Origin of the sequence: Streptomyces sp. NPDC055966 (assembly GCF_042269865.1) — a bacterium.
GTDB lineage: Bacteria > Actinomycetota > Actinomycetes > Streptomycetales > Streptomycetaceae > Streptomyces.
Map to the genome: position 1 here is coordinate 256913 of NZ_JBHJYK010000009.1, position 22102 is coordinate 279014.

25 protein-coding genes and 2 pseudogenes are annotated in these 22102 nt (G+C 73.1%); 12 read left to right on the forward strand and 15 right to left on the reverse strand.

The window, feature by feature from the left end:
- Positions 1–50: 50 nt before the first annotated feature.
- The 3 genes from ACFC8N_RS21265 to ACFC8N_RS21275 all read left to right on the forward strand — a co-directional run bounded on the left by ACFC8N_RS21265 (position 51) and on the right by ACFC8N_RS21275 (position 2667).
- Complete coding sequence (locus tag ACFC8N_RS21265) at positions 51–653, forward strand: hypothetical protein (protein WP_376289040.1); 603 nt, start codon at positions 51–53, stop codon at positions 651–653.
- A gap of 94 nt (positions 654–747) precedes the next feature.
- Entirely contained in the window at positions 748–1506 is a 759-nt protein-coding gene (locus ACFC8N_RS21270; RefSeq protein ID WP_356022475.1) for a 3-keto-5-aminohexanoate cleavage protein, read from the forward strand.
- Between the two features lie 93 nt (positions 1507–1599).
- Positions 1600–2667 (forward strand): RNA ligase (ATP), encoded by a 1068-nt coding sequence (locus tag ACFC8N_RS21275; RefSeq protein WP_376289042.1) that lies wholly within the window; start codon positions 1600–1602, stop codon positions 2665–2667.
- A 51-nt stretch (positions 2668–2718) separates the two neighbouring features.
- Here the strand turns inward: ACFC8N_RS21275 and soxR are convergent, their stop codons facing one another.
- Complete coding sequence (soxR, locus tag ACFC8N_RS21280; RefSeq protein WP_356022479.1) at positions 2719–3177, reverse strand: redox-sensitive transcriptional activator SoxR; 459 nt, start codon at positions 3175–3177, stop codon at positions 2719–2721.
- Positions 3178–3282: 105 nt separating this feature from the next.
- Here soxR and ACFC8N_RS21285 point away from each other — a divergent pair, with 105 nt between their 5' ends.
- Positions 3283–3744 carry a MaoC family dehydratase gene (locus ACFC8N_RS21285; RefSeq protein WP_356022481.1) on the forward strand — a complete coding sequence of 154 codons (462 nt, stop codon included), beginning with the start codon at positions 3283–3285 and terminating at the stop codon, positions 3742–3744.
- Positions 3745–3757: 13 nt separating this feature from the next.
- Here the strand turns inward: ACFC8N_RS21285 and ACFC8N_RS21290 are convergent, their stop codons facing one another.
- The 3 genes from ACFC8N_RS21290 to ACFC8N_RS21300 all read right to left on the reverse strand — a co-directional run bounded on the left by ACFC8N_RS21290 (position 3758) and on the right by ACFC8N_RS21300 (position 5985).
- Positions 3758–4381 (reverse strand): TetR/AcrR family transcriptional regulator, encoded by a 624-nt coding sequence (locus ACFC8N_RS21290; RefSeq protein WP_356022483.1) that lies wholly within the window; start codon positions 4379–4381, stop codon positions 3758–3760.
- A 103-nt stretch (positions 4382–4484) separates the two neighbouring features.
- Positions 4485–4772, reverse strand: coding sequence for a YiaA/YiaB family inner membrane protein (locus tag ACFC8N_RS21295; RefSeq protein ID WP_356022485.1), 288 nt, complete (start codon positions 4770–4772; stop codon positions 4485–4487).
- 61 nt (positions 4773–4833) lie between these two features.
- Positions 4834–5985, reverse strand: a complete 1152-nt coding sequence (locus ACFC8N_RS21300; RefSeq protein WP_376289134.1) for an acyl-CoA dehydrogenase family protein — start codon at positions 5983–5985, stop codon at positions 4834–4836.
- 118 nt (positions 5986–6103) lie between these two features.
- Between ACFC8N_RS21300 and ACFC8N_RS21305 the strand changes: the two genes are divergently transcribed.
- A complete protein-coding gene (locus ACFC8N_RS21305; protein ID WP_356022487.1) occupies positions 6104–6751 on the forward strand; it encodes a TetR/AcrR family transcriptional regulator in 648 nt (215 codons plus the stop codon).
- Between the two features lie 40 nt (positions 6752–6791).
- Positions 6792–7505: a winged helix-turn-helix domain-containing protein gene (locus ACFC8N_RS21310; RefSeq protein ID WP_356022490.1), complete on the forward strand. Its 714-nt coding sequence runs from the start codon at positions 6792–6794 to the stop codon at positions 7503–7505.
- Positions 7506–7541: 36 nt separating this feature from the next.
- Here ACFC8N_RS21310 and ACFC8N_RS21315 read toward each other — a convergent pair whose 3' ends face one another.
- The 8 genes and pseudogenes from ACFC8N_RS21315 to ACFC8N_RS21350 form a co-directional block, all read right to left on the reverse strand.
- Entirely contained in the window at positions 7542–8624 is a 1083-nt protein-coding gene (locus ACFC8N_RS21315; RefSeq protein WP_356022492.1) for a Zn-dependent alcohol dehydrogenase, read from the reverse strand.
- A 15-nt stretch (positions 8625–8639) separates the two neighbouring features.
- Positions 8640–10028 carry an aldehyde dehydrogenase family protein gene (locus ACFC8N_RS21320; protein ID WP_356022494.1) on the reverse strand — a complete coding sequence of 463 codons (1389 nt, stop codon included), beginning with the start codon at positions 10026–10028 and terminating at the stop codon, positions 8640–8642.
- Positions 10029–10209: 181 nt separating this feature from the next.
- Positions 10210–10914, reverse strand: a complete 705-nt coding sequence (locus ACFC8N_RS21325) for a class F sortase (protein WP_356022497.1) — start codon at positions 10912–10914, stop codon at positions 10210–10212.
- Positions 10901–11587 (reverse strand): hypothetical protein, encoded by a 687-nt coding sequence (locus ACFC8N_RS21330; RefSeq protein WP_356022499.1) that lies wholly within the window; start codon positions 11585–11587, stop codon positions 10901–10903. Before ACFC8N_RS21330 ends, ACFC8N_RS21325 begins: the two co-directional genes overlap by 14 nt.
- A gap of 101 nt (positions 11588–11688) precedes the next feature.
- On the reverse strand, positions 11689–12930 hold the full coding sequence (locus tag ACFC8N_RS21335; RefSeq protein WP_376289047.1) for an MFS transporter: 1242 nt from the start codon (positions 12928–12930) through the stop codon (positions 11689–11691).
- A 36-nt stretch (positions 12931–12966) separates the two neighbouring features.
- A pseudogene (locus tag ACFC8N_RS21340) lies at positions 12967–13589 on the reverse strand (citrate:proton symporter); the annotation flags it as partial.
- 76 nt (positions 13590–13665) lie between these two features.
- A complete protein-coding gene (locus ACFC8N_RS21345) occupies positions 13666–14286 on the reverse strand; it encodes a TetR/AcrR family transcriptional regulator (RefSeq protein ID WP_356022504.1) in 621 nt (206 codons plus the stop codon).
- A gap of 65 nt (positions 14287–14351) precedes the next feature.
- Positions 14352–14963 carry a hypothetical protein gene (locus ACFC8N_RS21350; RefSeq protein ID WP_376289049.1) on the reverse strand — a complete coding sequence of 204 codons (612 nt, stop codon included), beginning with the start codon at positions 14961–14963 and terminating at the stop codon, positions 14352–14354.
- 161 nt (positions 14964–15124) lie between these two features.
- Between ACFC8N_RS21350 and hmgA the strand changes: the two genes are divergently transcribed.
- From hmgA to ACFC8N_RS21365, 3 genes are read left to right on the forward strand one after another with little or no spacing between them, the layout of a single operon-like run.
- Positions 15125–16435 carry a homogentisate 1,2-dioxygenase gene (hmgA, locus tag ACFC8N_RS21355; protein WP_376289051.1) on the forward strand — a complete coding sequence of 437 codons (1311 nt, stop codon included), beginning with the start codon at positions 15125–15127 and terminating at the stop codon, positions 16433–16435.
- 44 nt (positions 16436–16479) lie between these two features.
- On the forward strand, positions 16480–17229 hold the full coding sequence (locus ACFC8N_RS21360) for a GntR family transcriptional regulator (protein ID WP_376289053.1): 750 nt from the start codon (positions 16480–16482) through the stop codon (positions 17227–17229).
- A gap of 26 nt (positions 17230–17255) precedes the next feature.
- A complete protein-coding gene (locus ACFC8N_RS21365; protein ID WP_376289054.1) occupies positions 17256–18410 on the forward strand; it encodes a type ISP restriction/modification enzyme in 1155 nt (384 codons plus the stop codon).
- Here the strand turns inward: ACFC8N_RS21365 and ACFC8N_RS21370 are convergent.
- Positions 18292–18783 (reverse strand): nucleotidyltransferase domain-containing protein, encoded by a 492-nt coding sequence (locus ACFC8N_RS21370; RefSeq protein ID WP_376289056.1) that lies wholly within the window; start codon positions 18781–18783, stop codon positions 18292–18294. The two genes, ACFC8N_RS21365 and ACFC8N_RS21370, sit on opposite strands and share 119 nt — an antisense overlap.
- A complete protein-coding gene (locus ACFC8N_RS21375; protein WP_376289058.1) occupies positions 18780–19502 on the reverse strand; it encodes a TetR/AcrR family transcriptional regulator C-terminal domain-containing protein in 723 nt (240 codons plus the stop codon). Before ACFC8N_RS21375 ends, ACFC8N_RS21370 begins: the two co-directional genes overlap by 4 nt.
- A 63-nt stretch (positions 19503–19565) precedes the next feature.
- Here ACFC8N_RS21375 and ACFC8N_RS21380 point away from each other — a divergent pair, with 63 nt between their 5' ends.
- The 3 genes and pseudogenes from ACFC8N_RS21380 to ACFC8N_RS21390 form a co-directional block, all read left to right on the forward strand.
- The gene (locus ACFC8N_RS21380) at positions 19566–20534 is read left to right on the forward strand and encodes an ATP-binding cassette domain-containing protein (RefSeq protein ID WP_376289060.1); all 969 of its coding nucleotides are present in this window, start codon (positions 19566–19568) and stop codon (positions 20532–20534) included.
- Positions 20531–21310, forward strand: coding sequence for an ABC transporter permease (locus ACFC8N_RS21385; RefSeq protein ID WP_376289062.1), 780 nt, complete (start codon positions 20531–20533; stop codon positions 21308–21310). The genes ACFC8N_RS21380 and ACFC8N_RS21385 overlap by 4 nt, the downstream gene beginning before the upstream one ends.
- Before the next feature lie 46 nt (positions 21311–21356).
- Positions 21357–21714 (forward strand): annotated as a pseudogene (locus ACFC8N_RS21390) (CoA transferase); the annotation flags it as partial.
- 73 nt (positions 21715–21787) lie between these two features.
- Here ACFC8N_RS21390 and ACFC8N_RS21395 read toward each other — a convergent pair.
- Positions 21788–22069, reverse strand: a complete 282-nt coding sequence (locus ACFC8N_RS21395; RefSeq protein ID WP_356022526.1) for a hypothetical protein — start codon at positions 22067–22069, stop codon at positions 21788–21790.
- Between the last annotated feature and the right edge of the window lie 33 nt (positions 22070–22102).

Sequence of the window (22102 nt, forward strand, 5' to 3'; positions counted from 1 at the left end):
ACGCCGAAGTGACCGAAGTACAGGTGCAGGTGTGACGGAGGTGCAGGGCGATGGCGGGTTTCCGGAGTCTGGCGAGACAGGTACGCGATCCGGGCTGCGATCTGGCACTGCGGCGGTACTCACTGCGCAAGTGCCTTGAGAAGTTCGCCCCTTACGGGCATCGGGCGACCTGGGACCACCTGTGCTCCCGGGCGGGCTTCGGCCCGGAGGACCGCTCCCCCGACCCGGTGCGGCTCGTGGCCGCGCTGGAGGAGCTGGAGGAGGCCCGGTCCGTCTGGCTCGCCTATGAGACCGACTTCACCGAGCGGCGCAGGAAGGAGAAGCACGACGGGCTGCGCCGGCCGGGCAGCGTGGACGACTGGCACCGGATGACCTGGGGGGGCTTCGGGGTCGCCTGGTGCGACGACCCCCGGGTGCACCCGCACGAGCCGCTGGCGGAAGTGCTGCGCCGCCTGATCACCGCGCTGGAGCGCACACCGGGTTCGTGCTGCCCGGTCTGCGGCGCGGACCGCCTGGTCTGGCGCTACGGCCTGGACCACGAGCCGTCCTCCGGCCCCGTCTGCACGGACTGCGGGATCCTCGTCCCGCGTCCGCTGCTCACCGCGCGCGTGCTGGAGTACGCCCGTCGCGAACGGCTGCTGATGTCGGCCTGAGAACGAGGGATTTCCCTCGGGGGGTGCGAAGGGGGATGCCGCACCCCTGCCGGGACCGAGCCCGTTGTCAGTGACGACTGCCACCATCGGGGGCATGGTGCAGGTCTGTCTGAACGGGCGCCGCTCCGCCGTCGACGGCGCGAGCGTGCCGATGTCACCACAAGAGCTGGCCCGCAGCGCGGCGGAAGCCGTGGCAGCCGGGGCCACCGAGATCCATGTCCACCCCAGGACGCCGTGCGGCCACGACAGTCTCTCCCCGCGCGTCCTCGCGCCCACGCTGGAGGCGATCCGGGCGCGGGTGACGGTTCCGGTCGGGGTGACCACGGGCGCGTGGGCGGAGCCCGACCCCGCGGCCCGGCTCGCGCGGGTGCGCAGCTGGTCGGCGCTTCCCGACTTCGCCTCGGTCAACTGGCACGAGCCCGGCGCCGAAGCGGTCGCCCGGCAGTTGCTGGACAGGGGCGTGGGCGTCGAGGCGGGCCTGTGGTCCGGCACGGACGGCGCGGCCCGGTTCGCGCGCTCCCCGCTCGGGCCGAGGGTGCTGCGCGTGCTGGCCGAGGTGACGGATCCGGACCCGGCGAGCGCCGCGTCCTCGGCGCGGACACTGCTGTCCGCGCTCGGCGAGACGTACGGCCGTCCGGTGCTGCTGCACGGCGAGGAGGGCGGCACCTGGCCGGTGCTGCGGCTGGCCGCCCGGTCGGGCCTCGCGACCCGGATCGGCCTGGAGGACACGCTGTTCCTCCCGGACGGCCGCCGCGCGTCCGGCAACGCCGAGCTGGTCGCGGAGGCACTGGTCCAGTACACGCGCTCCCGGGGCCGGGCAGGAGACGAAGATCACGACGGTAGCAGCCGCTAATCCACTCGCTCCAGCCGTTTACGGCTCGCAGAGTAGGGCGTGATGAAACACGTCTGAGGGCCGTCAACGTGCCCTTCTCCCCGGGGAGTTGCGATGTCGACGCTGCGCGTCACCGCCGAAGTGCTGACCGTCCACGAGCATCCGAACGCCGACGCGCTCGAACTGGCCCAGGTGGGCCTGTACCGCGCGGTCGTCGCCAAGGGCGCGTACCGCACCGGTGATGCCGCCGTCTACATCCCCGAGCAGGCCGTGCTCCCGCCCGGGTTGATCGAGGAGCTGGGGCTGACCGGCCGGCTGGCGGGCGGCGAGGCCAACCGGGTCAGGGCGGTGCGGCTGCGCGGCGAGCTGTCGCAGGGCATCGTGTGCCGGCCGACCGCGCTGGCCGGCCTCGACCTGGCGCACGCGGCGGCCGAGGGCACGGACTTCGCCGAGCTGCTGGGCATCACCAAGTGGGTGCCGCCGGTTCCGCCGACCATGAACGGTGAGGTCGAGCAGGCGGCCGCGTTGCTGCCCTGGGTCGACATCGAGAACATCCAGCGCTACCCGGACATCTTCACGCCGGGCGAGCCGGTCGTCCTCACGGAGAAGCTGCACGGCTCGGCGTGCCTGCTGACGTACGTCGCCGGTGAGGGCCGGGCGTACGTCTCCTCCAAGGGCTTCGGCGCCAAGTCCCTGGCGCTGAAGGAGGACCCGCGGAACCTGTACTGGCGGGCGGTGCGCGGACACGGCGTCGCCGAGGTCGCGGCACGGCTCTGCGAACGGCTGGGCGCCACCCGGGTCGGCGTGTTCGGGGAGGTGTACGGCGCGGGGGTGCAGGACCTGGCCTACGGCGCGGACGGCCGACGGGAGACGCTGGGATACGCGGCGTTCGACGTGTCGGCCGAGATCGACGGCACCGTCCGCTGGCTGGACGCCGCCGAGCTGCTGACGGGGGCACTGCCGCTGGTGCCCCGGCTGTACGCGGGGCCGTACGACATCGATCGGGTACGGGAGTTCGCGAGCGGCCGGGAGACCGTGTCCGGGCGGGGACTGCATCTGCGGGAGGGCGTGGTCATACGGCCCGCGGTGGAGCGGTACAGCGCGGTGACGGGGGGCCGGGCCATCGCGAAGGCGGTGAGCCCGGCGTATCTGACGAGGAAGGGCGGCACCGAGTACGAGTAGGGGCGCACCCGGCGGGGCACCGGACCCCCGCCGGTCGACGCCGCGCGGCGATCAGCGCCCCTCCGCGAACAGCCGCGACCCCGTCAGCCGCTCGCCGAACACGTCGTCCGGGTTCGACAGCACGCAGTTCTCCAGCGACAGGCAGCCGCACCCAATGCAGTCGGTCAGGTGATCCCGCAACCGGTTCAGCTGCCTGATGCGCTCGTCCAGCTCCGAGCGCCACCTCTGCGACAGCCGCGCCCAGTCCTCACGGTTCGGCGTGCGCTCCTCGGGCAGCTCCGCCAGGGCGTCCCGGATCACGGCCAGCGGGATGCCGACCCGCTGGGCGGCGCGGACGAAGGCGACCCGGCGCAGGGTGTCCCGGCTGTAGCGCCGCTGGTTGCCGGTGGTGCGCCGGCTGCTGATCAAGCCCTTGGCCTCGTAGAAGTGCAGCGCGGACACCGCGGCGCCGCTGCGCGCGGACAGCTGGCCGACGGTCAGCTCATGGATCTTCTCGGGAATCTGGGGCACTCCTCACAGCCTAGCGACCCGATCCCCGTCGCGGTCCGTTGACAGGGGCCCCGCGCCCGACCATGCTAAGCAGTCGCTTAGAGAATCGAGCGAGAGGCCGGGAACATGGCAGAACCGAGGACCTTCACCTCCCCCGACGAGCTGCGGGCGGCCGTGGGCGAGCAGCTGGGGTACACCGACTGGCTGGAGGTCGACCAGAAGCGGATCGACCTGTTCGCCGACGCCACGGGCGACCACCAGTGGATCCACGTGGACCCGGAGAAGGCCGCGAAGGGGCCGTTCAAGACCACCATCGCCCACGGCTACCTGACGCTCTCGCTGCTGCCGCTGTTCGGCCCGCAGCTGATCCGGGTCGAGGGCGTGACGATGGGCGTGAACTACGGGACGAACAAGGTCCGCTTCCCCGCCCCCGTCCCCGTGGGCTCGCGGGTGCGCGCCACCGCGAAGATCACCGGCGTCGAGGACGTCACCGGCGGTGTCCAGGTGACGGTCGCGTTCACCGTGGAGCGCGAGGGCGGCGACAAGCCGGTGTGCGTGGCGGAGTCGGTGTCCCGGTACTACCTGTGACGGAGCGGGCGCCCTACCGGGCGCCCACCATCCGCAGGACGAGGTCGGCGTAGAGAGCGCCGACCTCTTCGGGCGTGCGCGGGCCGTTCACGGTGAACCAGCGGGCCACGTCGATGCAGAGCGAGAGCACGGCGAGCGTGGTGCCCTGGACGTCCGGCACGTCGAACTCGCCCGCGGCCACGCCGTCCTCGATGATCCCGCGCACCTCGGCGTCGACCTGGCGGCGCAGCGCCACGATCTCCGCGCGGGCCTCGGGGCCGAGGGCGTCGAGTTCGTACTGCACGACCCGCGCGGTGGTGCGCCGCCCGGCGTGCCAGCGCACGAAGGAGCTGACCGCGTCGGTCAGTCGCTCGGCCGCGGTGCCCTCGCGCCGCGCCGCCGTGCGCAGGATGTCGAGGGCCTTGTCGTGGCCGATCCGGCTGATCCGGTGGAGCAGCTCTTCCTTGGTCTTGTAGTGGATGTAGAGCGCGGCCGGGCTCATGCCGGCGCGGCCCGCGATGTCCCGGGTCGTCGTCGCGTGGTAGCCGCGCTCGGCGAAGGCCTCCACGGCGGCGACGAGCAGCCGCCGGGCCGCGTCAGGGGTGACCTCTTCCCACGGCTCCATCTCGCCGCCGGTCGTCTCCTGCGCCGCACTCATCGCTCGCTCGCCCCTCTCGATGACAGGAGCACCACCATACCGCCGAAGGTGAGCGCTCGCTTAGCGCGCCTGCCCGGATCTTCACGGTTCAGATCTTCGCGGTTCAGATCTTCTCGAAAGGATCGTGCTCGGCGAGGAGCTTCTCCAGGCGGGCCTGGTCGACCCGGCTGACGATCTGCCCGGCCTCCTGGCGGTCCCGGATCACCTTGGCGAGGGTGAAGGCGGAGGTGACCAGGTACAGGACCGCGATGGCGAGGAAGGCCCGGACCCAGGCGTTGGTGTCGAGCTGGTAGATGCCGATGGCGGTGGCCGCCATGGCGATGGCGAAGGAGGCGACGGACTGGCCGTAGAAGGCGGTCGTGCTCTGCTGCTTGACCGGTGTGTCACTCATGGGGAAGAGCATCGACGCACGTGGCCCGCGCCACATCCGCACACATACTCAGATCGGTTACTCAGAACGCCGAAACCCCGGTCAGGGAACGGCCGATGAGGAGCTTCTGGATCTGGCTGGTGCCCTCGTAGAGGGTCATCACGCGGGCGTCGCGCAGGAGTTTGCCGGCCGGGTACTCGTCGATGTAGCCGTAGCCGCCGAAGACCTGGAGGGCGTTGTTCGCGGCGCGCACGGCGGCCTCGGAGGCGAACAGCTTGGCCTTGGAGGACTCGACGGCGAACGGCTGCCCGCGGTCGATCAGATCAGCGACCCGCCAGGTCAGCAGCCGGGCCGCGTCCACGTCGACGGCGATGTCGCTGATCAGCTCCTGCACCAGCTGGTGCCCGGCGATCGGCTTGCCGAACTGCTCGCGCTCACCGGCGTACCGCACGGCCGCGTCCAGCGCCGCCTGGGCGATGCCGACGCACCCGGCCGCCACCGACATCCGCCCCTTGGCGAGCGCCGACATGGCGACGGAGAAGCCCTTGCCCTCCTCCCCCAGCATCGCCGAGGCGGGCACCCGGACGTCCTCGAAGGCGAGTTCGGCGGTGGTCTGGCCGCGCAGGCCGAGCTTGCCGTGGATGGTGCGGCGGGTCAGGCCGGGGGCGTCGGCGGGCACGAGGAAGGCGGAGACTCCCTTGTGGCCGGGGGCGTCGGTGGAGCGGGCGAAGAGCAGCACGACGTCCGCCCAGGTGCCGTTGGTGATGAACATCTTCGCGCCGTTGATGACGTAGTGGTCGCCGTCGCGTACGGCGCGGGTGGTGAGGTTGCCCGCGTCGGAGCCGGTGCCGGGCTCGGTGAGGCCGAAGCAGCCGACGTACTCCCCCGAGGTCAGACCCGGCAGCCAGCGGCGCTTCTGCTCCTCGTCACCCCAGGCGGCAATGGTCTTGGCGACGAGCCCGAGGGAGACGGAGACGATCCCGCGCACGGAGGAGTCGCCGCGCCCCAGTTCCTCGGTGACGAGGCAGTACGCGAGATGGTCGCCGCCGGAGCCGCCGTACTCCTCGGGGACCGTCAGCCCGAGGAAGCCGACCTCGCCGAGCTTGCGCACGATGCCCCGGTCGACCTCCTCGGCCCGGTCCCAGGCCACGACGTGCGGGGCGATCTCGCGCGCCACGAAGTCCCGGGCGAGCTGCCGTACGGCGGCCTGCTCCTCGCTCAGCTCCAGGTTCACCACGAGATCACCCCACAGAAGACGGCACGGCGGACGACGGCACGAGCGGCATATCTTGAAAGCCGTACATTTAAATTAGCACTGCTAGTTTCTGGCTCGCAGCCCTACTATGTGCGCCATGGCCCGACCGCGCAAGCCCCTCCTCAGCACCGACCGGATCGTCGAGACGGCCCGGGAACTCGTGGACCGCGAGGGACTGGCGGCCGTCTCCACCCGCCGGCTCGCCGCCGAGCTGGGCGTGAGCGGGCCCTCGCTCTACAACCACTTCCGCACCAAGGACCAGATCCTGGAGGCGGTCGCGGACTCGGTGAGCGCCCTGGTGGACCTGGCGATGTTCGAGGACGGCCGCGACTGGCGCACCGCGCTGCACGACTGGGCCGTCTCCTACCGGGCCGCCCTGCGCGACCACCCCAACATCGTCCCGGTGCTGGCCCGCGGCCCGGGCCGCCGTCCGGCCGCGCTCCGCCTGGCCGACGCGGTCTACGGCGCGATGGTCGACGCGGGCTGGCCGCCGGCCCAGGCGACCTCCATCGGCGCGCTGATGCGGTACTTCATCATGGGCTCCGCGCTCGGTTCGTTCGCCGGGGGCTTCGTGGACGACGCGAGCGCGTACGACCCGGCCGACTACCCCCACCTCGGCCAGGCCCACCTCCTCGCCGAGCAGCAGGAGAAGATCGACGAGCGGGCCTTCGAGACGGGGCTGAGGGCCCTGCTGGACGGACTGGAGCGGCAGTACGAGCAGGCCGAACAGGGCGCGCAGCAATAGGTCGGCGGGCGCCGAAATGCCGGTGCCGCATGCTGGGGGCATGACCGCCAAGGACCCGCGGGCCGCCGCACTGGCCGCGCTCGCCGCGTTGCTCGCCGACGAGACCCGGGCCACGTGCCTGCTGGCGCTGCTCGACGGGCGTGCCTGGACGGCGGGTGAGCTGGCCCGGCACGCCCGGGTCGCCGCGTCCACGCTCAGCGAGCACCTGGACAGGCTGGTGGCCGGCGGCCTGCTCGCGCAGGAGCGGCAGGGGCGGCACCGGTATGTGCGGCTGGCCGACGCGCGGGTCGCGGGGCTCGTGGAGGATCTCGCCGCGCAGGTGCCCGCGGCGGCGGTGCGCCGGGCCCCTCGTACCCTGCGGGAGTCGGGTGCCGGGTCCGCGATGGCGCGGGGGCGCACCTGTTACGACCATCTCGCGGGGCGGCTCGGGATCGCCCTCACCGACGCGCTGACCGTCCGGGGGCTGTTGCGGCAGGACACCGGGTTCGCGCTGACGGACGCGGGGGTGCAGTGGTTCCGGGAGATGGGTATGGGGCTGGAGGTCTCGGGCCGGCGTCCCCTGGCCCGTGCCTGTCTGGACTGGACCGAGCGGCGGCCCCATCTCGCGGGGGCGGCCGGGGCCGCGCTGTGCCGGCATGCGCTGGAGGCGGGGTGGTGCGCGCGGATCGGGTCGGAGCGGGCGGTGAAGGTGACCGCGTCGGGGGAGCGGGAGTTGTCGGAGCTGCTCGGCATTCCTGCGGAAGCGTTGCGCTGAATTCCGGCTCCCCCGGGCCTCTTCGGGGCGCGAGCCTCAGAACACCACCAGCGCCCGGCCGCCCTTGCCCGCGAGCATGTTCTCGAAGGCCGCCGGGATGCCCTCCAGGGCGATGCGTTCGGTGACCAGGGCGGACAGGTCCAGGCGGCCCGCGCGTACGTGCTCGGCGAGGACCGGCAGGTCGCGGGCCGGATCGGTGTTGCCGTAGACGCAGCCGGACAGGGTGCGGCCCCAGTGGAAGATCTCCAGGGCGTTGAAGGTGACCTGCTCGTCCTTGCCGCCGATGCCGACCACCGTCGTACGGCCGCCCCGGCGGGTCGAGTCCCAGGCGGCGCGGATGCTGACCGCGCGGCCCGCGCACTCCACGGCCACGTCCACGCCCTGTTTGCCGGTGAGGGCGCGGATCTCGCGGGCGGTGGTGTCGGAGGCGAGGACGAAGTCCGTCGCGCCGGCCGCGCGGGCCAGTTCCTCCTTCGCCGGGGAGACGTCCACGGCGATGATCCGGGACGCGCCCGCGATGCGCGCCGACTGGAGGGTGGCGAGGCCCACGCCGCCCACACCGAAGACCGCGACCGTCTCGCCGGGGCGGACCTTCGCCGAGTGGTGGACGGCGCCGTACCCGGTCAGCACGGCGCAGCCGAGGAGGGCGGCGTCCACGAGGGGCACGCCCTCGGGCAGGGGGAGCACGCAGGACGCGGCGACGACCGTCTCCTCGGCGAACGCGGCCACGTTGAGGCCGGGGTGGAGGTCGGTGCCGTCGGCGGTGCGGGCGTAGACGTCGGCGGCGCCGTTCAGCGCGTTGGCGCACAGCCAGACCTCGCCGAGCGAGCAGGCGTGGCAACTGCCGCAGGAGGGCGCCCAGTTGAGGACCACGGGGGCGCCCGGGGACACGTGCGTGACGCCCTCGCCCACCGACATCACCGTGCCCGCGCCCTCGTGGCCGAGGACGGCCGGGACCGGCACCCGCATGGTGCCGTTGGACAGGGACAGGTCGGAGTGGCAGACGCCCGCGGCCGCGAGGCGGACGCGGACCTGTCCGGGTCCGGGGTCGGGCAGCTCGACGTCGGTGATCTCCAACTGCGCGCCGACGGCGGGCAGGACGGCGGCTCGTACGGCCATGGGTCGCGTACTTCCTTAGAACTGGAGGGACTTGGTCTGGAGGTACTCGGCGAGGCCGTGCGTGCCGAGTTCCCGGCCGACCCCGGACTGCTTGTAACCGCCGAAGGGGGCGAGGGGGTTGAACCGGCCGCCGTTGATGTCGACCTGGCCGGTGTCCATGCGGCGGGCGAAGGCGACCGCCTCGGCCTCGTCGGCGGCCCACACGGCGCCCGCGAGGCCGTACACCGTGCCGTTGGCGATGCGCAGGGCGTCGTCCTCGTCGTCGTACGGCAGGATCGCGAGGACCGGGCCGAAGATCTCCTCCTGGGCGATGGTCATCTCCGGCGTCACGTCGGCGAAGACCGTGGGGCTGACGAAGTAGCCCTTCTCGTGCGGCGATTCGGGGCCGCCGGCGACGAGGCGGGCGCCCTCGGCGACGCCCTTCTCGATGTAACCGCGCACCCGTGCCTGCTGCCTGGCGCTGACCACCGGGCCGATGCGGTCGCCGTACTTGGCGGCGGCGGTACGCGCCAGCTCGACGGCCTCGTCGTACCGGTCGCGGTGGACGAGCATGCGGGTCCAGGCGCTGCACGTCTGGCCGGAGTTGGACATCACGTTGGCGACGCCGACGTTCACCGCCCTGGCGAGGTCGGCGCTCGGCAGGATGACGTTGGCGGACTTGCCGCCGAGTTCGAGGGCGACCCGCTTCACGGCCGCTCCGGCGACGGCGCCGATCTGCCGGCCGACGGCCGTGGAGCCGGTGAAGGAGACCAGGTCCACGTCCGGATGCTCGGCGAGGGCCTGGCCGGCGACCGGGCCGAGGCCGGTGACCAGGTTGAACACTCCGGCCGGAACGCCCGCCTCGTGGACGGCCTCGGCGAACAGCTGGGCGGTGAGCGGGGTGTCCTCGGCGGGCTTGAGGACGACCGTGCATCCGGCGGCCAGGGCCGGGGCGACCTTGGCGACGATCTGGTGCAGGGGGTAGTTCCAGGGGGTGATCGCGCCGACGACACCGACCGGCTCGGCGAGGACGGTGGAGTTGCCGACCTTCTCCTCGAAGGAGTGGGCGGCCGCCAGTTCGGCGTAGGAGCCGGCGACCGCGATCGGCACCGCCGCGTGCACGGCCTGGGAGAACGGGAGCGGGGAGCCCAGTTCGGCGGTGACCGTCTCGGCGATCTCGTCCTTGCGGGCCACGAGGACGTCCCGGAGCGCCGCGAGGCGTGCGGCGCGCTCGGCGGGGGACGTGGCGGCCCAGCCGGGCAGGGCGGCCCGGGCCGCCCGGACGGCCGCGTCGACGTCCGCCGCGCCACCGGCCGGGACACGGCCGATGACCTGCTCGTCGGCCGGGTTCACGACGTCGATCGCGTCCGCGCCCGCGGCGGGGCGCCAGGCGCCGTCGATGTACAGGCCGTCATGTGCCTTCATGATGCTGCTTCCTCCCGGCGGGTCGGCATCGTCCGGCACACAAACTAGCGGCGTTAGTTTTTCTGCGCCAGACACCACCGGCTCCACCGGACGCTCCCGGACATCATCGCCGGGCCGGGCGGCGTTCACTCGCCCACCCCTGCCCTGCCGGGCCGGCCGCGGACCGGCGGGCCGCCGCGCTTCAGCGGGCTGCCGCCGCCGTGCCCGGTTCGCGTACGGCGGTGAGGTGGGCGAAGACGACCACGTTGCTGGTGTAGCCCGTCCGCCGGCTGTAGTAGCCGCCGCAGGTCAGCACGCGGAGCTCCGGTCGCCAGGCCGGGGCGTAGACCTCCTTGTCCGGGAAGCCCGCCTTGTCGTACACCGTCATCCGGTCCACCGTGTAGACGGCGGTGCGACCGTCGGCACGGCTCACCTCGATGAGCTTGCAGGGTTTGACCTGGGCGAGCCCGGCGAAGACGGCCGGGCCGGTCGACGTGTCCCGGTGGCCGACGGCGATCGCGGTGCCGGACTCGCCCGGTGTGGGGCCGCCCTCGTACCAGCCGACCAGTCTGGGCCTGTCCATGGGCGGGGTCTCCAACTGCCCTGCCCTGTCGAGCCGGAGGCCCGTGATCTGGCCGTCGATGCCCAGCGAGGGGATGCGGAAGGACACCGGCCGGGACCGCGACAGCGGGTCGGGCGGGCGTCCGGAAGGCGCCTCGCAGGATCGTGCCCCGGCCGCCCCCGCTCCACGGGCGGCCGTCATTCCGCCCTGGTCGCCCGGCCCGGCGTACCCGCCCGCGCACCGGCGCCCCGCCGCCACCAGGACGGTCACCAGGAGGGCCGTCCTGGTGAGGCGGTAGGCGCGGGTCCGGTGCCAGGGCCTGCGTCGGCGTCTACGCGGCGCCATGAGGCCGCCGGCGGCTGCGGCGGAGGTACATCACACCGCCGACCGCGCTCAGACCCACGACACCCGCGGCGGCCACCGGCGAGTACGCCGCGGCCGTGTCGATGAGACCGCCCCCGCCCGCGTGCACACCGCCCCGCGGTGGATCGTTGCGGTCTCTCCCGTCCCAGCCCGGACCGTCCTGCTGATGGTGGTCCCGGTGGTCCTCGATCTGTCCGTTCGCACCGTGCCCCTCGTCGTGCCCCTCGTCGTGCCGGGGGTCGTGGCAGTTGACGCGGAAGAGCTTCTCCTTCACGGCACCCGCCGCGACCCAGGTGAGCTTGTACTGCCCGTCGGTCAGGCCGATCGCGTCGGTGTGTCCGGCGCCTCCGGCGAGCTGGATGACCCCGGTGACGGTGGCGGCACTGGGCAGCGGGGGCTGTGCCTGGATGATGTAGGGGATATTGGGCAGGATGTCGAAGTTGACGGCGTCGAGGTAGAACTTGCAGACCGTCGGCTCATCCTTCGTCACACCGTAGGGCACGCCCACGCTGTGCACCCTGATGTCGCCGTTCTCCCCTTGGGCAGCCGCGTGCGGCGCCGCCACCCACGACGCACCCACCGCGGCCAGGGCGGCGATGACGACAGTGGCGCCCGCACGGGGGCCGAGAACACGTGGTGAGGTCTGAGTGGGCATGCACGTTCCTCCAAGTCAGACGATTTTCATACAAATCCATCTTTCGTCTGGACTCTGCGCGATGGCCGCCTCATCCCACGGCACCGACCTCCGGCGCGCCGTCAGAGATCGCTCGTGCGGCGCAATCCCGTACGCCCCGCCCTCTCCCCCGCCACCCGTCCGGCCCGCTTGCGCCCCGGCGAGCGCACCGCCACCCCCGCCGACAGCAGCAGCAACGCCCCGAGCATCACGAACGGCGCCGCCGCGCCCGTGACCCCGGCGACCAGACCGGCGGCGGCCGGGGCGGCGACCTGGCCGAGCCGGTTGCCGGTCAGGCGCAGGGCGAGCGCGGTGGAGCGGGCCTCGTCGGGCGCAGCCTGCACCACCGTGGTCATCGACAGCGGCTGGCCCACTCCCAGACAGAAGCCGAGCAGCGTCAGGAGCAGGCCGAGCGTCCACACCGGCAGCGGCAGGGCGACCCCGGCGCACAGCAGCGCCGCCAGGAAGCAGGTCACGGTGAGCAGCGCGGGCCGGCCCAGCAGCCGCAGCAGCGGGGTGAGGACCAGACGGCAGGCGATCGTCGCCCCGGCGCGCAGGCCCAGCAGTACGCCGATGACCGCCGGTGTGATGCCCCGGTGTTCGCCGACGACCGGGAGGTAGGCGGTGAGGATGTCCGTGGCGGACAGCACGGAGAGGCTGATGAGCATGCCCGCCGGGACGCCCCGGGCGCGCAGGATGCGGCCGACCGGGACCCGGTCGCCCCGCTCCGCACGGGACGTGGCGGCCGTACGGGCCGTACGGTCTTCGAGTCGCCACAGCGAGGTGAAGGCGACCGCCGCGCCCGCGCCCGCCGCCACGAGGGCGCTGGCACTGCTGCCGGCCATGTCCGGACCGCCGATCAGCAGCCCCGCGGCGATGGGGCCGAGGAACTGGCCCAGGGAGGCACCGATGGTGAAGTGGCCGAAGTTGCGGTCCTGTTCGTGCGGCGCGGACCGGCGGGCGACGAGCGACTGGGCGCCGATGACGAAGCCGAGGTGGCCGAGGCCCATCACCCCGCTCCACAGGGCCATCGCCCACAGGGAGTTCGCCGCTCCGCTCAGCGCGCAGCCGCCGCAGATGAGGACCACGCCCGCCGGGAGCAGGGGGGCACACCGGCCGTGGTCGGTGCGCCGGCCGAGCGGTACGGCGGCGAAGAGGGGCAGCAGCGCGTACACACCGGCGATGACGCCCACCGCCCGCTCGTCGGCGCCGAGCGCGAGGGCCCGGTAGGAGACGGCGGGCCGGGCCATCGACACCGCGCCCTGCGCGAAGCCGAAGGCGAGGACGAGGCGGAGCAGCCAGCCGCGGTTCCCACCGGGTGCCATGGATACGACCTCCGTCGAGTGATCGGCTTGCGGTTGTCAGATGATGCCGAAGACGATTCCTGCCCCGAGCACGGCCAGGGATGTCAGCGCGGCCCACGTGACGACGAACCGGGTGCGGTCGCCGAACTCCGCCTCGGCCATGCCGACCAGGACGTGGACGGCCGGGACGAGCGGGCTGGACATGTGCGGGGGCTGGCCGACGATCGAGGCGCGGGCGATCTCCAGCGTCGGGACGCCGTGCGCCTGCCCCGCCTCGGCGAGCACCGGCAGGATGCCGAAGGAGAAGCCGTCGTCGGACACGAAGTACGTCAGCGGGATGCTCAGCACGCCGGTGACGAGGGCCATGTGCGGGCCCGTGCCGTCGGGGACGTTGTCCACGAGCCACGTCGCCCTGTGGTCGACCATGCCGGCGCCCTGGAGGACGCCGGTGAAGACGGCGGCGGCCACTCCATGATCATGGCGGTCAGCAGCGCGCCCGTGAGCAGCGCGTTGAACCAGTACAGCCCGGGGCGCAGGGTGGTGCCGCGGCGGCCGAGGACGCAGGAGAGGACCAGGACGAACAGCAGGCCCACGGCCGGGTCCGGGATCATCGGCACGAAGACATCGCTCGCGTCGACCTTCAGCGCGGTGGCGGCGGTGGGGGTCCCCCGCGCGAGCGAAACAGAGCGTGGGGATCAGCACGAGCGCCGCGATCGGCGACATCTTCTTCAAGGTCACAGCCTCGCGGCCGACGGCTCAGTCCAGCACGCGGCCCAGGTACGCCCGCAGCAGCTCACGGGTCTCGGTGATGATCGCCTCGTCGCCCTGGGGGTCCGTGCGGAAGGCCAGCTGGACGAGGGCGTCCGCGCTCTCCACGGCGACCAGGAAGACCCGCCGCAGTTCGTCGTCCGGGGCGCGGCCGACATGGCCGGAGAGCAGCCGGACGAGCCGGTCGGCGACCCGGGTGTTGGGCTCGGACCGGCGGTCGCCGACCGGTATCTGATTGCCGAAGTCGACCAGCGAGAAGCCGGGCGCGGTGCGCTTCATGGCGAGGTACTCGTCGAGGACGGCGTCCATCGCGGCCCGCCAGTCTCCCCCGCCTGGGGCCTGCTTCAGCCGATCGGTGACGCGCTCGGTGTAGCGCTCCAGGTTGCGCTGGGCGAGGGCGTCGGCCATCTGCCGCTTGTTGCCGAAGAAGCGGTAGACGGAGCCGATGGGCACACCGGCGCGCAGCGCGACCGCGCGGGTGCTCAGGTCGTCGTAGCCGACCTCGTCGAGGAGTTCGGCACAGGCGTCCAGGATCCTGGTCAGCCGTTCGGCACTGCGGCGCTGGACGGGCGCACGGCGGAGCGAAGTCGCGTGGGGCACGGGCTTCATGATGCCTCTCCGCCCCGGGTCCGGTGAACCTCGCCCTCCCGCACGGACAACGGTGGATGATGCAGTCATCGCACCGGGGAAGCGCCCATCGTCGGCGCGGACACCCTTCCCGCGGACCGCGACGAGGCCGGCGCGGGAGTCGGCGACGAGGCCGGCACGGGGCTCCGCGAGGGCTCCGGGTCCGAGACCGTGATGTCGGCGGTGCTCTGGACCGGCTTGCCGTGCACGGCCCACGCGGTGCCGTCGTCGGCGTACAGGCGCGCGGTGACGTGGTGGGTGCCGCGCGGGACGAGCCGGCCGGGCAGGTGGTAGTCGTACGAGCGCAGCCGGGCGGCCTCGTGGCCGTCGACGAAGAGATAGGCGAGCCCGCGTCCGGTGACCGCCGCGCGTCCGGCACCGGGCGCGGAGCAGTGGAAGCGGTGGAAGGTCAGGCGCACGTCCCAGCCGTCGCGCCTGTCCGGCGTGACCTCGACGCCGACCTCGGGCGCGTTCTTCGTGTCGACCTCGCGCAGGTGGCGCCCCGTCCCGTCGGTGTCGCCCAGGACCTTGCCGACCGGCGCGGGCGACGGCGCGCCGCCCCGGGCGTGACCGCCCGTACAGCCCGCCGCGCCCAGCGGCAGCAGGACGCACGCCGCGAGTGCGGTGAGAGTTCTGCGGGTCCACGGGGTCCTGGGCATGGTCGCGAGGGTAGAACAGCATTCCGGCCTTTCGAATCCGCCTGAAGTCTGGTTCCGGCCGGTCTCCGTGGTCCCCCGGAGGGAGTAGGCGAGATCCTCTTGCGTCCGCCCCCGCTCATTCCTACGGTGTTACATAGGAATCGGCACGCGAGGGAGCGATCATGAGCGGGGACGCGCGGAAGACGGCCGCGGGACTGTCGTACCTGACGGGGTTCGGCAACGAACACGCCTCCGAGGCGGTGCCGGGCGCCCTGCCCGAGGGCCGCAACTCGCCGCAGCGCGCGCCGCTCGGCCTGTACGCGGAGCAGCTGAGCGGCTCGGCGTTCACCGAGCCCCGGGCGCACAACCGCCGCTCCTGGCTGTACCGCATCCGCCCGTCGGCCGCGCATCCCGCGTTCACCCGCACCGACAACGGCGCGCTCCGCACGGCGCCCTTCACCGAGTCCGTGCCCGACCCCAACCGGCTGCGCTGGAACCCGCTGCCCGAGCCGCCCGCCGGCACGGACTTCCTCGCCGGCCTGTGGACGCTCGGCGGCAACGGCGACGCGGCGCAGCGCACCGGCATGGCCGTGCACCTGTACCACGCCAACTCCTCGATGGAGCGCGTCTTCTCGGACGCCGACGGCGAGTTGCTGATCGTCCCCGAGCGCGGCGGGCTGCTGCTGCACACGGAGTTCGGGCGCCTGCAGGTGGAGCCCGCGCACGTGGCGCTGGTCCCGCGCGGGGTGCGCTTCCGGGTGGAGCTGCTGGACGAGTCCGCCCGCGGGTACGTCTGCGAGAACTACGGGGCGCCGTTCCGCCTCCCCGACCTGGGTCCGATCGGCGCCAACGGCCTCGCCAACGCACGGGACTTCCGGGCACCGGCGGCCGCGTACGAGGAGGTGGCGGGCCCGGTGGAGGTGGTGAACAAGTTCTGCGGCAACCTCTGGGCGGCGACCTACGACCACTCCCCGCTCGACGTCGTCGCCTGGCACGGCAACCACGTGCCCTACGTCTACGACCTGCGCCGGTTCAATGTCATCGGCAGCATCTCCTACGACCACCCGGACCCGTCCGTCTTCACGGTCCTGACCTCCCCGTCGGACACCCCGGGCCTGGCCGGTGTGGACTTCGTCGTCTTCGCGCCGCGCTGGCTGGTGGGCGAGGACACGTTCCGGCCGCCGTACTTCCACCGGAACGTGATGAGCGAGTACATGGGCCTGATCGAGGGCGCGTACGACGCGAAGGCCGAGGGCTTCGTGCCCGGGGGCGGCTCGCTGCACAACATGATGTCGGCGCACGGCCCGGACCGGGAGACGTTCGACCGGGCGAGCGCGGCCGAGCTGACGCCGCAGAAGATCGACGACGGTCTGGCGTTCATGTTCGAGACCCGCTGGCCGGTGACCCTCACCGCGCACGCGGCGGGCGCCGACCACCTCCAGCCGCGCTACGACGACGTGTGGCGGGGTCTGGAGCCCCACTTCCGCGCGTGACACCTTGTTGCGCCTGATGTTCATCGACAGGTACGGATAGCCGTGTGACCTCCTTCGCCCCGGACTCGATCGTCCTGAACCGCAAGCTGCCGCTCTGGTACCAGGTGTCGCAGTCGCTGCGCGCCTCGATACTGGGCCGCTCGGCCGAGGCCCCGCTGCGGCTGCCCACCGAGGAGCAACTGGCGGAGCACTACGGGGTGAGCGTGCTGACCATGCGGCAGGCGCTGAAGGAGCTGGAGGACGAGGGGCTGATCAGCCGGCACCGACGGCGCGGCACGTTCATCGAGCCGGACGCCCACCGGGGCGCCCCGGTGCGGCTGCTCGGCTCGGTGGACGCGATCGTGGCCCAGCAGTCCGGCATGACGACCGAGCTGCTGGACCACGGCAGCGCGCCCGTGCCGGCACCGCTCGCCGAGTACTTCCCGGACCTCGACGAGGTCGCGACGTACCACCGGCTGCGCAGCGACGAGAAGACCGGCGAGCCGACGAACCACGCCGTCAACCACATCCGCCCCGAACTGGCCGCGCACGTCGACCTGGAGGACCTGATCCGCTGGCCCATGACGAAGGTGCTGCGGGACATGGTCGGGGCGGACATCAGCCGCATCACGGACACGGTGGAGGCCCGGCTCGCCGACCCGGAGACCGCCCGTCTGCTCCAAGTACCGCTGCTCAGCCCGATCCTGCACTACACGGGAGTGACGTACGACACCGAGGGCCGGGTGCTGGACGTGGCGGTGATCCACTACCGGGGGGACCGGTTCTCGTTCACGGTGACCTTGGAGACGACCTGAACCGGTCCGTGCAGGGAGCCCGTACCATGCCCTGCGTGACGTACGCCGACGCTCCGCTGCTGGCGGACCTCATGCCGTGGTCCGTCGCACCGCTGCGGCCGGGGCGCGCCTGGCCGGTGGCACCCGATCCGGATTCCCTGACGGCCCGCTGGGACGCGCTGCTGACGGCCGAGGGCGAGGGCCGCCTGGCCCTGTTCGAGCCGAGCCGCGCCCGCACCCTCGACTCGGCGGTGGGCCAGCTGCCCGGGCAGTCGACCGGCACGGAGCGGCTGGCCCGCGCCGAGGGCCCCTGCGCGCGGCCGGTACGGGTGCTGGCGGCCCCCTTCGACGAACAGTGGCTGATCCCGGACCACCGGCTGCTCGACGCGGCCCGCCCGGAGTTGTGGCGCGTGGCGGACGCGCACCAGGTGTTCACGGCGGAGACGGCCGACCCCGGTCTCCCGCTGCTGGCCACGTCGCTCCTGCCCACCCTGCGCGGCACCCGGATCCGCCCCCTCTACCGCCGCCCGGGCGGCACGGAACCCAATCTGGCGCCGGGCCTGCTGGCCCTTCTGGCGGACCGCCTCGGCAGCCGCCCCACGGCGGCGGACCTGCTGGCCTGGATCCTGGCGGCGGTCCGCCCGGACCTCACCGTCCCGCTCACCGAGGACGCCGAAGTCTGGGACCGGGGTGTGGAGTCGGGCCGCCGCGCCCTGTGGCTGATGCGCCGCGACGGCGACCGCCCCAGGCTGCCGGGCGGCCGCCGCCCCTATGTCCGCGCACCCCTGCCGCCCCGCCCCCTCACCGTGCACTACGACGCCGAGGAGGAGACCCTCCACCTGGACGACGGCCGCATCTCCCCCGTCCCGCCGCAGGCCTGGGACTTCGAGGTGGCGGGGGTCCGGGTGCTGGAGTCCTGGTTCACGGCCCGCACGGCCCCGGCCGCCGCCGGCACCCTGGCGGCGATCCGCCCGGCGGGCTGGCCGCAGAGCTGGACCTCGGAGCTGCTGGAGCTCATCACGGTCCTGGCCCTGCTGGCCGAACTGCGCCCGGGACGCGCCGAGTTGGAGATCGCCTCACCGATCACCACCGGCGATCTGCGCGCGGCCGGCATCCTTCCGCCACCGGCCTCGTCCCGCCGCCCCGCCTCCGTCCTGGACCACCACGAGGAGGGCCCGGAGGGCCAGTTCGCTCTGCTCTAACCGTTCTGTCCGGTCTGACTGTTCTGTCCGGCGAGGTTGTGGACGGGTGAGCCAGGTGTCTGCTGAGGGATCTTGAACAGGTGAAGGCCCTCCGGAGTCCCACCGCCGCATCCCGGTCGACGAGGGCGAGACTGCTGTCCAGCGCGCCCCTGACGAAGTCGAGCCGGAGATCGGGGGCGGGCCGCCCGGCGAGGGGCGCGGCGTCCCGTGCCCGCGCGAACCAGTCGCTGTCCCCGTGCTCCCGGGTGACCTCCCCGAGGAGGAAGTCCATGGCCCAGCCGCCGCGCAGCCAGAGCGGGATGCCCTGGCGGCGGGCCGTCGCCAGGGTCTGTGCGATCAGGGCGAGTTGACGCCCGGCGCGCTCCCGGTTCACCGGTCGCCGGTCCCCGGGGCGAAGCCGTCGAGCAGCCGCCCGAGCGCCCGCTCGAAGACCTCCTCCAGATCCACCGGCCCCGCGTCCCGCGCGAACGCCTCCGCCATCCTCGGAAACGCGCCGGAGGCCAGCTGCCGCCCCAGATACGCGCCGCGCGCCCTGTTCTCCTCGGCCTCCGACCACGGCAGCGCACGCACCCGCTCGGCGGTGTCGAGTTCGTTGCGGACGTACGTCGTCACCACGCCGTTGACCATCGCGACGAGTTCCAGCTTCGTGCCGTAGGACGCCTCCAGCGGGTCCAGGCAGGCCAGGCAGTGCTCCAGATAGCGCAGGGCGTGGGGGCTGAAGCCGTAGACGGGGGACATCAGGCGCGGCATCCACGGATGCCGGCGCATCAGCGCGCGCGTCTCGCGCGCCACCCTCATCAGGTCGGCCCGCCAGTCGCCGCCCGGCTCCCACAGGACGTGCTCCGCGCTGGCCGTGTCCATCATCAGCTCGTACAGGTCCTCCTTGCGGGGGACGTAGTTGTACAGCGACATGGTGCCGCACCCGAGCTCGGCCGCGACGTGCCGCATCGACACCGCGTCGAGCCCCTGCGCGTCGGCGATCCGGACGGCGGCTGCCGCGATGTCGTCGCGGGTGTACGCCGGTTTCGGACCCCGCCCGGTGCGCTCGGGGCGCGCCCAGATCACCTCGGGGACGGCCCCTCGGACTGCCATCGGTCATCACCTCGGTCACCATGCTAGTTACGTACAGCGTACGCAGTGCGCTATGGTCGCCTCATGACAACTACGTACGCTGTACTTAGCGAAGGCCTGGAGAAACGCTTCGGCGCTGTCCACGCCCTGCGGGGACTGGATCTGGCCGTCGCCGAGGGCACCGTCTGCGGACTGCTCGGGCCGAACGGCGCCGGGAAGACGACCGCCGTACGGCTGCTGACGACGCTGCTGCAGCCGGACGGCGGGTCCGCGCGGGTCGCCGGGTGCGACCTCGTGCGCGAGCCCGCCGCCGTACGGAGCCGGATCTCGGTCACGGGGCAGTACGCCTCGGTCGACGGAGACCTCACCGGGCGGGCGAACCTGCGGCTGTTCGCCCGGCTGCACCGGGTGCGCGGACCGGCCGACCGGGCCGGCGAACTGCTGGAGCGCTTCGGGCTCGCCGAGGCCGCCGACCGCAAGGCCTCGACCTACTCGGGCGGCATGCGGCGCCGGCTGGACCTCGCGGCGAGCCTCATCCGCCGCCCCGACGTGCTCTTCCTCGACGAGCCGACCACCGGGCTCGACCCGGCCAGCCGCAACCACGTCCACCAGGCGGTGCGCGAGCTGCGGGCGGACGGCACGACGGTGGTGCTGACCACGCAGTACCTGGAGGAGGCGGACCAACTCGCCGACGACATCGCCCTGGTGGACCGGGGCCGGGTCGCGCACACCGGCTCGCCCGCCGAACTCAAGGCGCTCATCGGGTCGTACGCCGAGGCCGTGGTCGCGGCCCCGGACGCGCTCCCGAAGGCCGCCGCCGTGCTCGACCAACTCACCGGCGGCGAGCCCGTGTTCGACCGCGAGCGCGGCGCCGTCGGCGCGGTCACCACCGACCGGACGCTGACCCTGCCGCGCCTGGTGCGCGAACTCGACGCGGCGGGCGTGCCGTTGCTCGACGCGAGCCTGCGCCCGCCCACCCTCGACGACGTCTTCCTGCGGCTCACCGGACGGTCCGGGGCCGCGTCCGCCGACAGCAAGGAGCTGGTGACATGAGCGCGTTGACCCACGACGGCCTGGCGATGACGGGCAGGCAGCTGCGCCGGGTCCTGGGCAACCCGGGCCTGACGGTCCTGACCCAGCTGATGCCGGTCAACATGCTGCTGTTCTTCGGCTACGTCTTCGGCAGCGCGCTGGCGATGCCGGGCCGCGAGTACCGCGCCTTCCTGGTGCCCGGACTGCTGGTCGCGACCGCCGCCGGCGGCCTGATGAACGGCATGTTCCAGGCCGCCGCCGACACTCACCGGGGCGTGATGGACCGGTTCCGGACGATGCCGGTGAGCCGGGCCGCCGTACCCCTCGGGCAGGCCGTGGCGGACCTCGTGGTCACGACGCTCGGCACGATTCCGCTGCTGCTGGTGGGGCTCGCGGTGGGCTGGCGGGTCGAGGGCGGCGCGCTCGACGCCGTCGGCGCCGTCGGGCTGCTGCTGCTCTTCCGGTTCGCCTGCACCTGCGTCGGGATCCACCTCGGGCTGCTCACCCGCAGCGAGGACGCGGCCGGGCAGCTCGGCGCCTCCTCCTTCGTGCTGCCGCTGCTGTCCGACGCGTACATCCCCACGGACAACCTGCCGGGCTGGCTGCGCACGGTTGCCGAGTGGAATCCGATCAGCGCCGTGACGACCGCCCTGCGCGACCTGTTCGGCAACGCGCCCGTCCCGCGCGGCGCCGCCTGGCCCGTGGCGCATCCGGTCGCCGGGTCGCTCGTCTGGAGCCTGGCGCTCGTCGCCGTGTTCCTGCCACTGGCGGTGCGCCGGTACAGCCGCGGCGGCTGAACCGCACTACTTCCGGGCTCGGGTCGGTGACCGGGACTCCGGAGCCGGGGCACCGCTGCACCACGCGATGCACGGGGGCGAGCCCCCGCGCGCACCGGGCTCGCGCACGCCGTGATCGCGCCGTACGACGCCTGTCCGACGGCCGGCGGCGGGCACGTGCTGCTGTCCGTGCGGAACGACCGGGAGTGGCGGCGGCCGGCCGAACGGGGAGCGGTGGCGTCAGGTGGGTTCGCCGGTGGGGCCGCTGAAGGCGCGCTGCCTCCCTCCCCCGGCTGCCGGGCGGGGACGAGGCACGGATGGGTGATGTGCCCGCGCTCGGGCAGCACACCGGGGCGCTGCTGCATGCCGTGGGGATGACGGACGACGAGATCGCAGCGATGCGCCGGGACGGTGTGGTGGCCTGAGCGCGGGCACCCCGGATGGGTTCCAGGGGGCCGCTCGCTCGGTCAGCGGCGGCTCACCGCCCGCTCGGCTCGCTCAGTGCCCGCGTCCGTGGCCGCCGAAGAGCGAGCGGCGCAGCCGGCGCAGCGGCGCGAACAGGGAGACGCGGCTGACCCGCTTGCCCCGGTCACTGCGCTGGTGGGCGGTGTCACGCGCCGTCAGTTCGAGCATCAGCGAGGTCGCCTCGACCGTCTCCCGCTGCGGTATGGCGGGACCCGCCAGCACCGACAGATGGCGGTCGAGGCGCGAACTGGTCGCGCTGCTCCCGCAGGTGATCGCAGGGATCCTGGCCCTGCTGCGCACTGTTATCTGATCCATGTCACTCCCCACCCGTACGAGTCCACCCGGCCC

Coding starts and splice junctions, on each gene's coding strand:
- ACFC8N_RS21265 (WP_376289040.1), top strand. CDS start 51: ATGGCGGGTTTCCGGAGTCTGGCGAGACAGGTACGCGATCCGGGCTGC.
- ACFC8N_RS21270 (WP_356022475.1), top strand. CDS start 748: ATGGTGCAGGTCTGTCTGAACGGGCGCCGCTCCGCCGTCGACGGCGCG.
- ACFC8N_RS21275 (WP_376289042.1), top strand. CDS start 1,600: ATGTCGACGCTGCGCGTCACCGCCGAAGTGCTGACCGTCCACGAGCAT.
- ACFC8N_RS21285 (WP_356022481.1), top strand. CDS start 3,283: ATGGCAGAACCGAGGACCTTCACCTCCCCCGACGAGCTGCGGGCGGCC.
- ACFC8N_RS21290 (WP_356022483.1), bottom strand. CDS start 4,381: ATGAGTGCGGCGCAGGAGACGACCGGCGGCGAGATGGAGCCGTGGGAA.
- ACFC8N_RS21295 (WP_356022485.1), bottom strand. CDS start 4,772: ATGAGTGACACACCGGTCAAGCAGCAGAGCACGACCGCCTTCTACGGC.
- ACFC8N_RS21305 (WP_356022487.1), top strand. CDS start 6,104: ATGGCCCGACCGCGCAAGCCCCTCCTCAGCACCGACCGGATCGTCGAG.
- ACFC8N_RS21310 (WP_356022490.1), top strand. CDS start 6,792: ATGACCGCCAAGGACCCGCGGGCCGCCGCACTGGCCGCGCTCGCCGCG.
- ACFC8N_RS21315 (WP_356022492.1), bottom strand. CDS start 8,624: ATGGCCGTACGAGCCGCCGTCCTGCCCGCCGTCGGCGCGCAGTTGGAG.
- ACFC8N_RS21320 (WP_356022494.1), bottom strand. CDS start 10,028: ATGAAGGCACATGACGGCCTGTACATCGACGGCGCCTGGCGCCCCGCC.
- ACFC8N_RS21325 (WP_356022497.1), bottom strand. CDS start 10,914: ATGGCGCCGCGTAGACGCCGACGCAGGCCCTGGCACCGGACCCGCGCC.
- ACFC8N_RS21330 (WP_356022499.1), bottom strand. CDS start 11,587: ATGCCCACTCAGACCTCACCACGTGTTCTCGGCCCCCGTGCGGGCGCC.
- ACFC8N_RS21335 (WP_376289047.1), bottom strand. CDS start 12,930: ATGGCACCCGGTGGGAACCGCGGCTGGCTGCTCCGCCTCGTCCTCGCC.
- ACFC8N_RS21345 (WP_356022504.1), bottom strand. CDS start 14,286: ATGAAGCCCGTGCCCCACGCGACTTCGCTCCGCCGTGCGCCCGTCCAG.
- ACFC8N_RS21350 (WP_376289049.1), bottom strand. CDS start 14,963: ATGCCCAGGACCCCGTGGACCCGCAGAACTCTCACCGCACTCGCGGCG.
- hmgA (WP_376289051.1), top strand. CDS start 15,125: ATGAGCGGGGACGCGCGGAAGACGGCCGCGGGACTGTCGTACCTGACG.
- ACFC8N_RS21365 (WP_376289054.1), top strand. CDS start 17,256: ATGCCCTGCGTGACGTACGCCGACGCTCCGCTGCTGGCGGACCTCATG.
- ACFC8N_RS21375 (WP_376289058.1), bottom strand. CDS start 19,502: ATGGCAGTCCGAGGGGCCGTCCCCGAGGTGATCTGGGCGCGCCCCGAG.
- ACFC8N_RS21380 (WP_376289060.1), top strand. CDS start 19,566: ATGACAACTACGTACGCTGTACTTAGCGAAGGCCTGGAGAAACGCTTC.
- ACFC8N_RS21385 (WP_376289062.1), top strand. CDS start 20,531: ATGAGCGCGTTGACCCACGACGGCCTGGCGATGACGGGCAGGCAGCTG.
- ACFC8N_RS21395 (WP_356022526.1), bottom strand. CDS start 22,069: ATGGATCAGATAACAGTGCGCAGCAGGGCCAGGATCCCTGCGATCACC.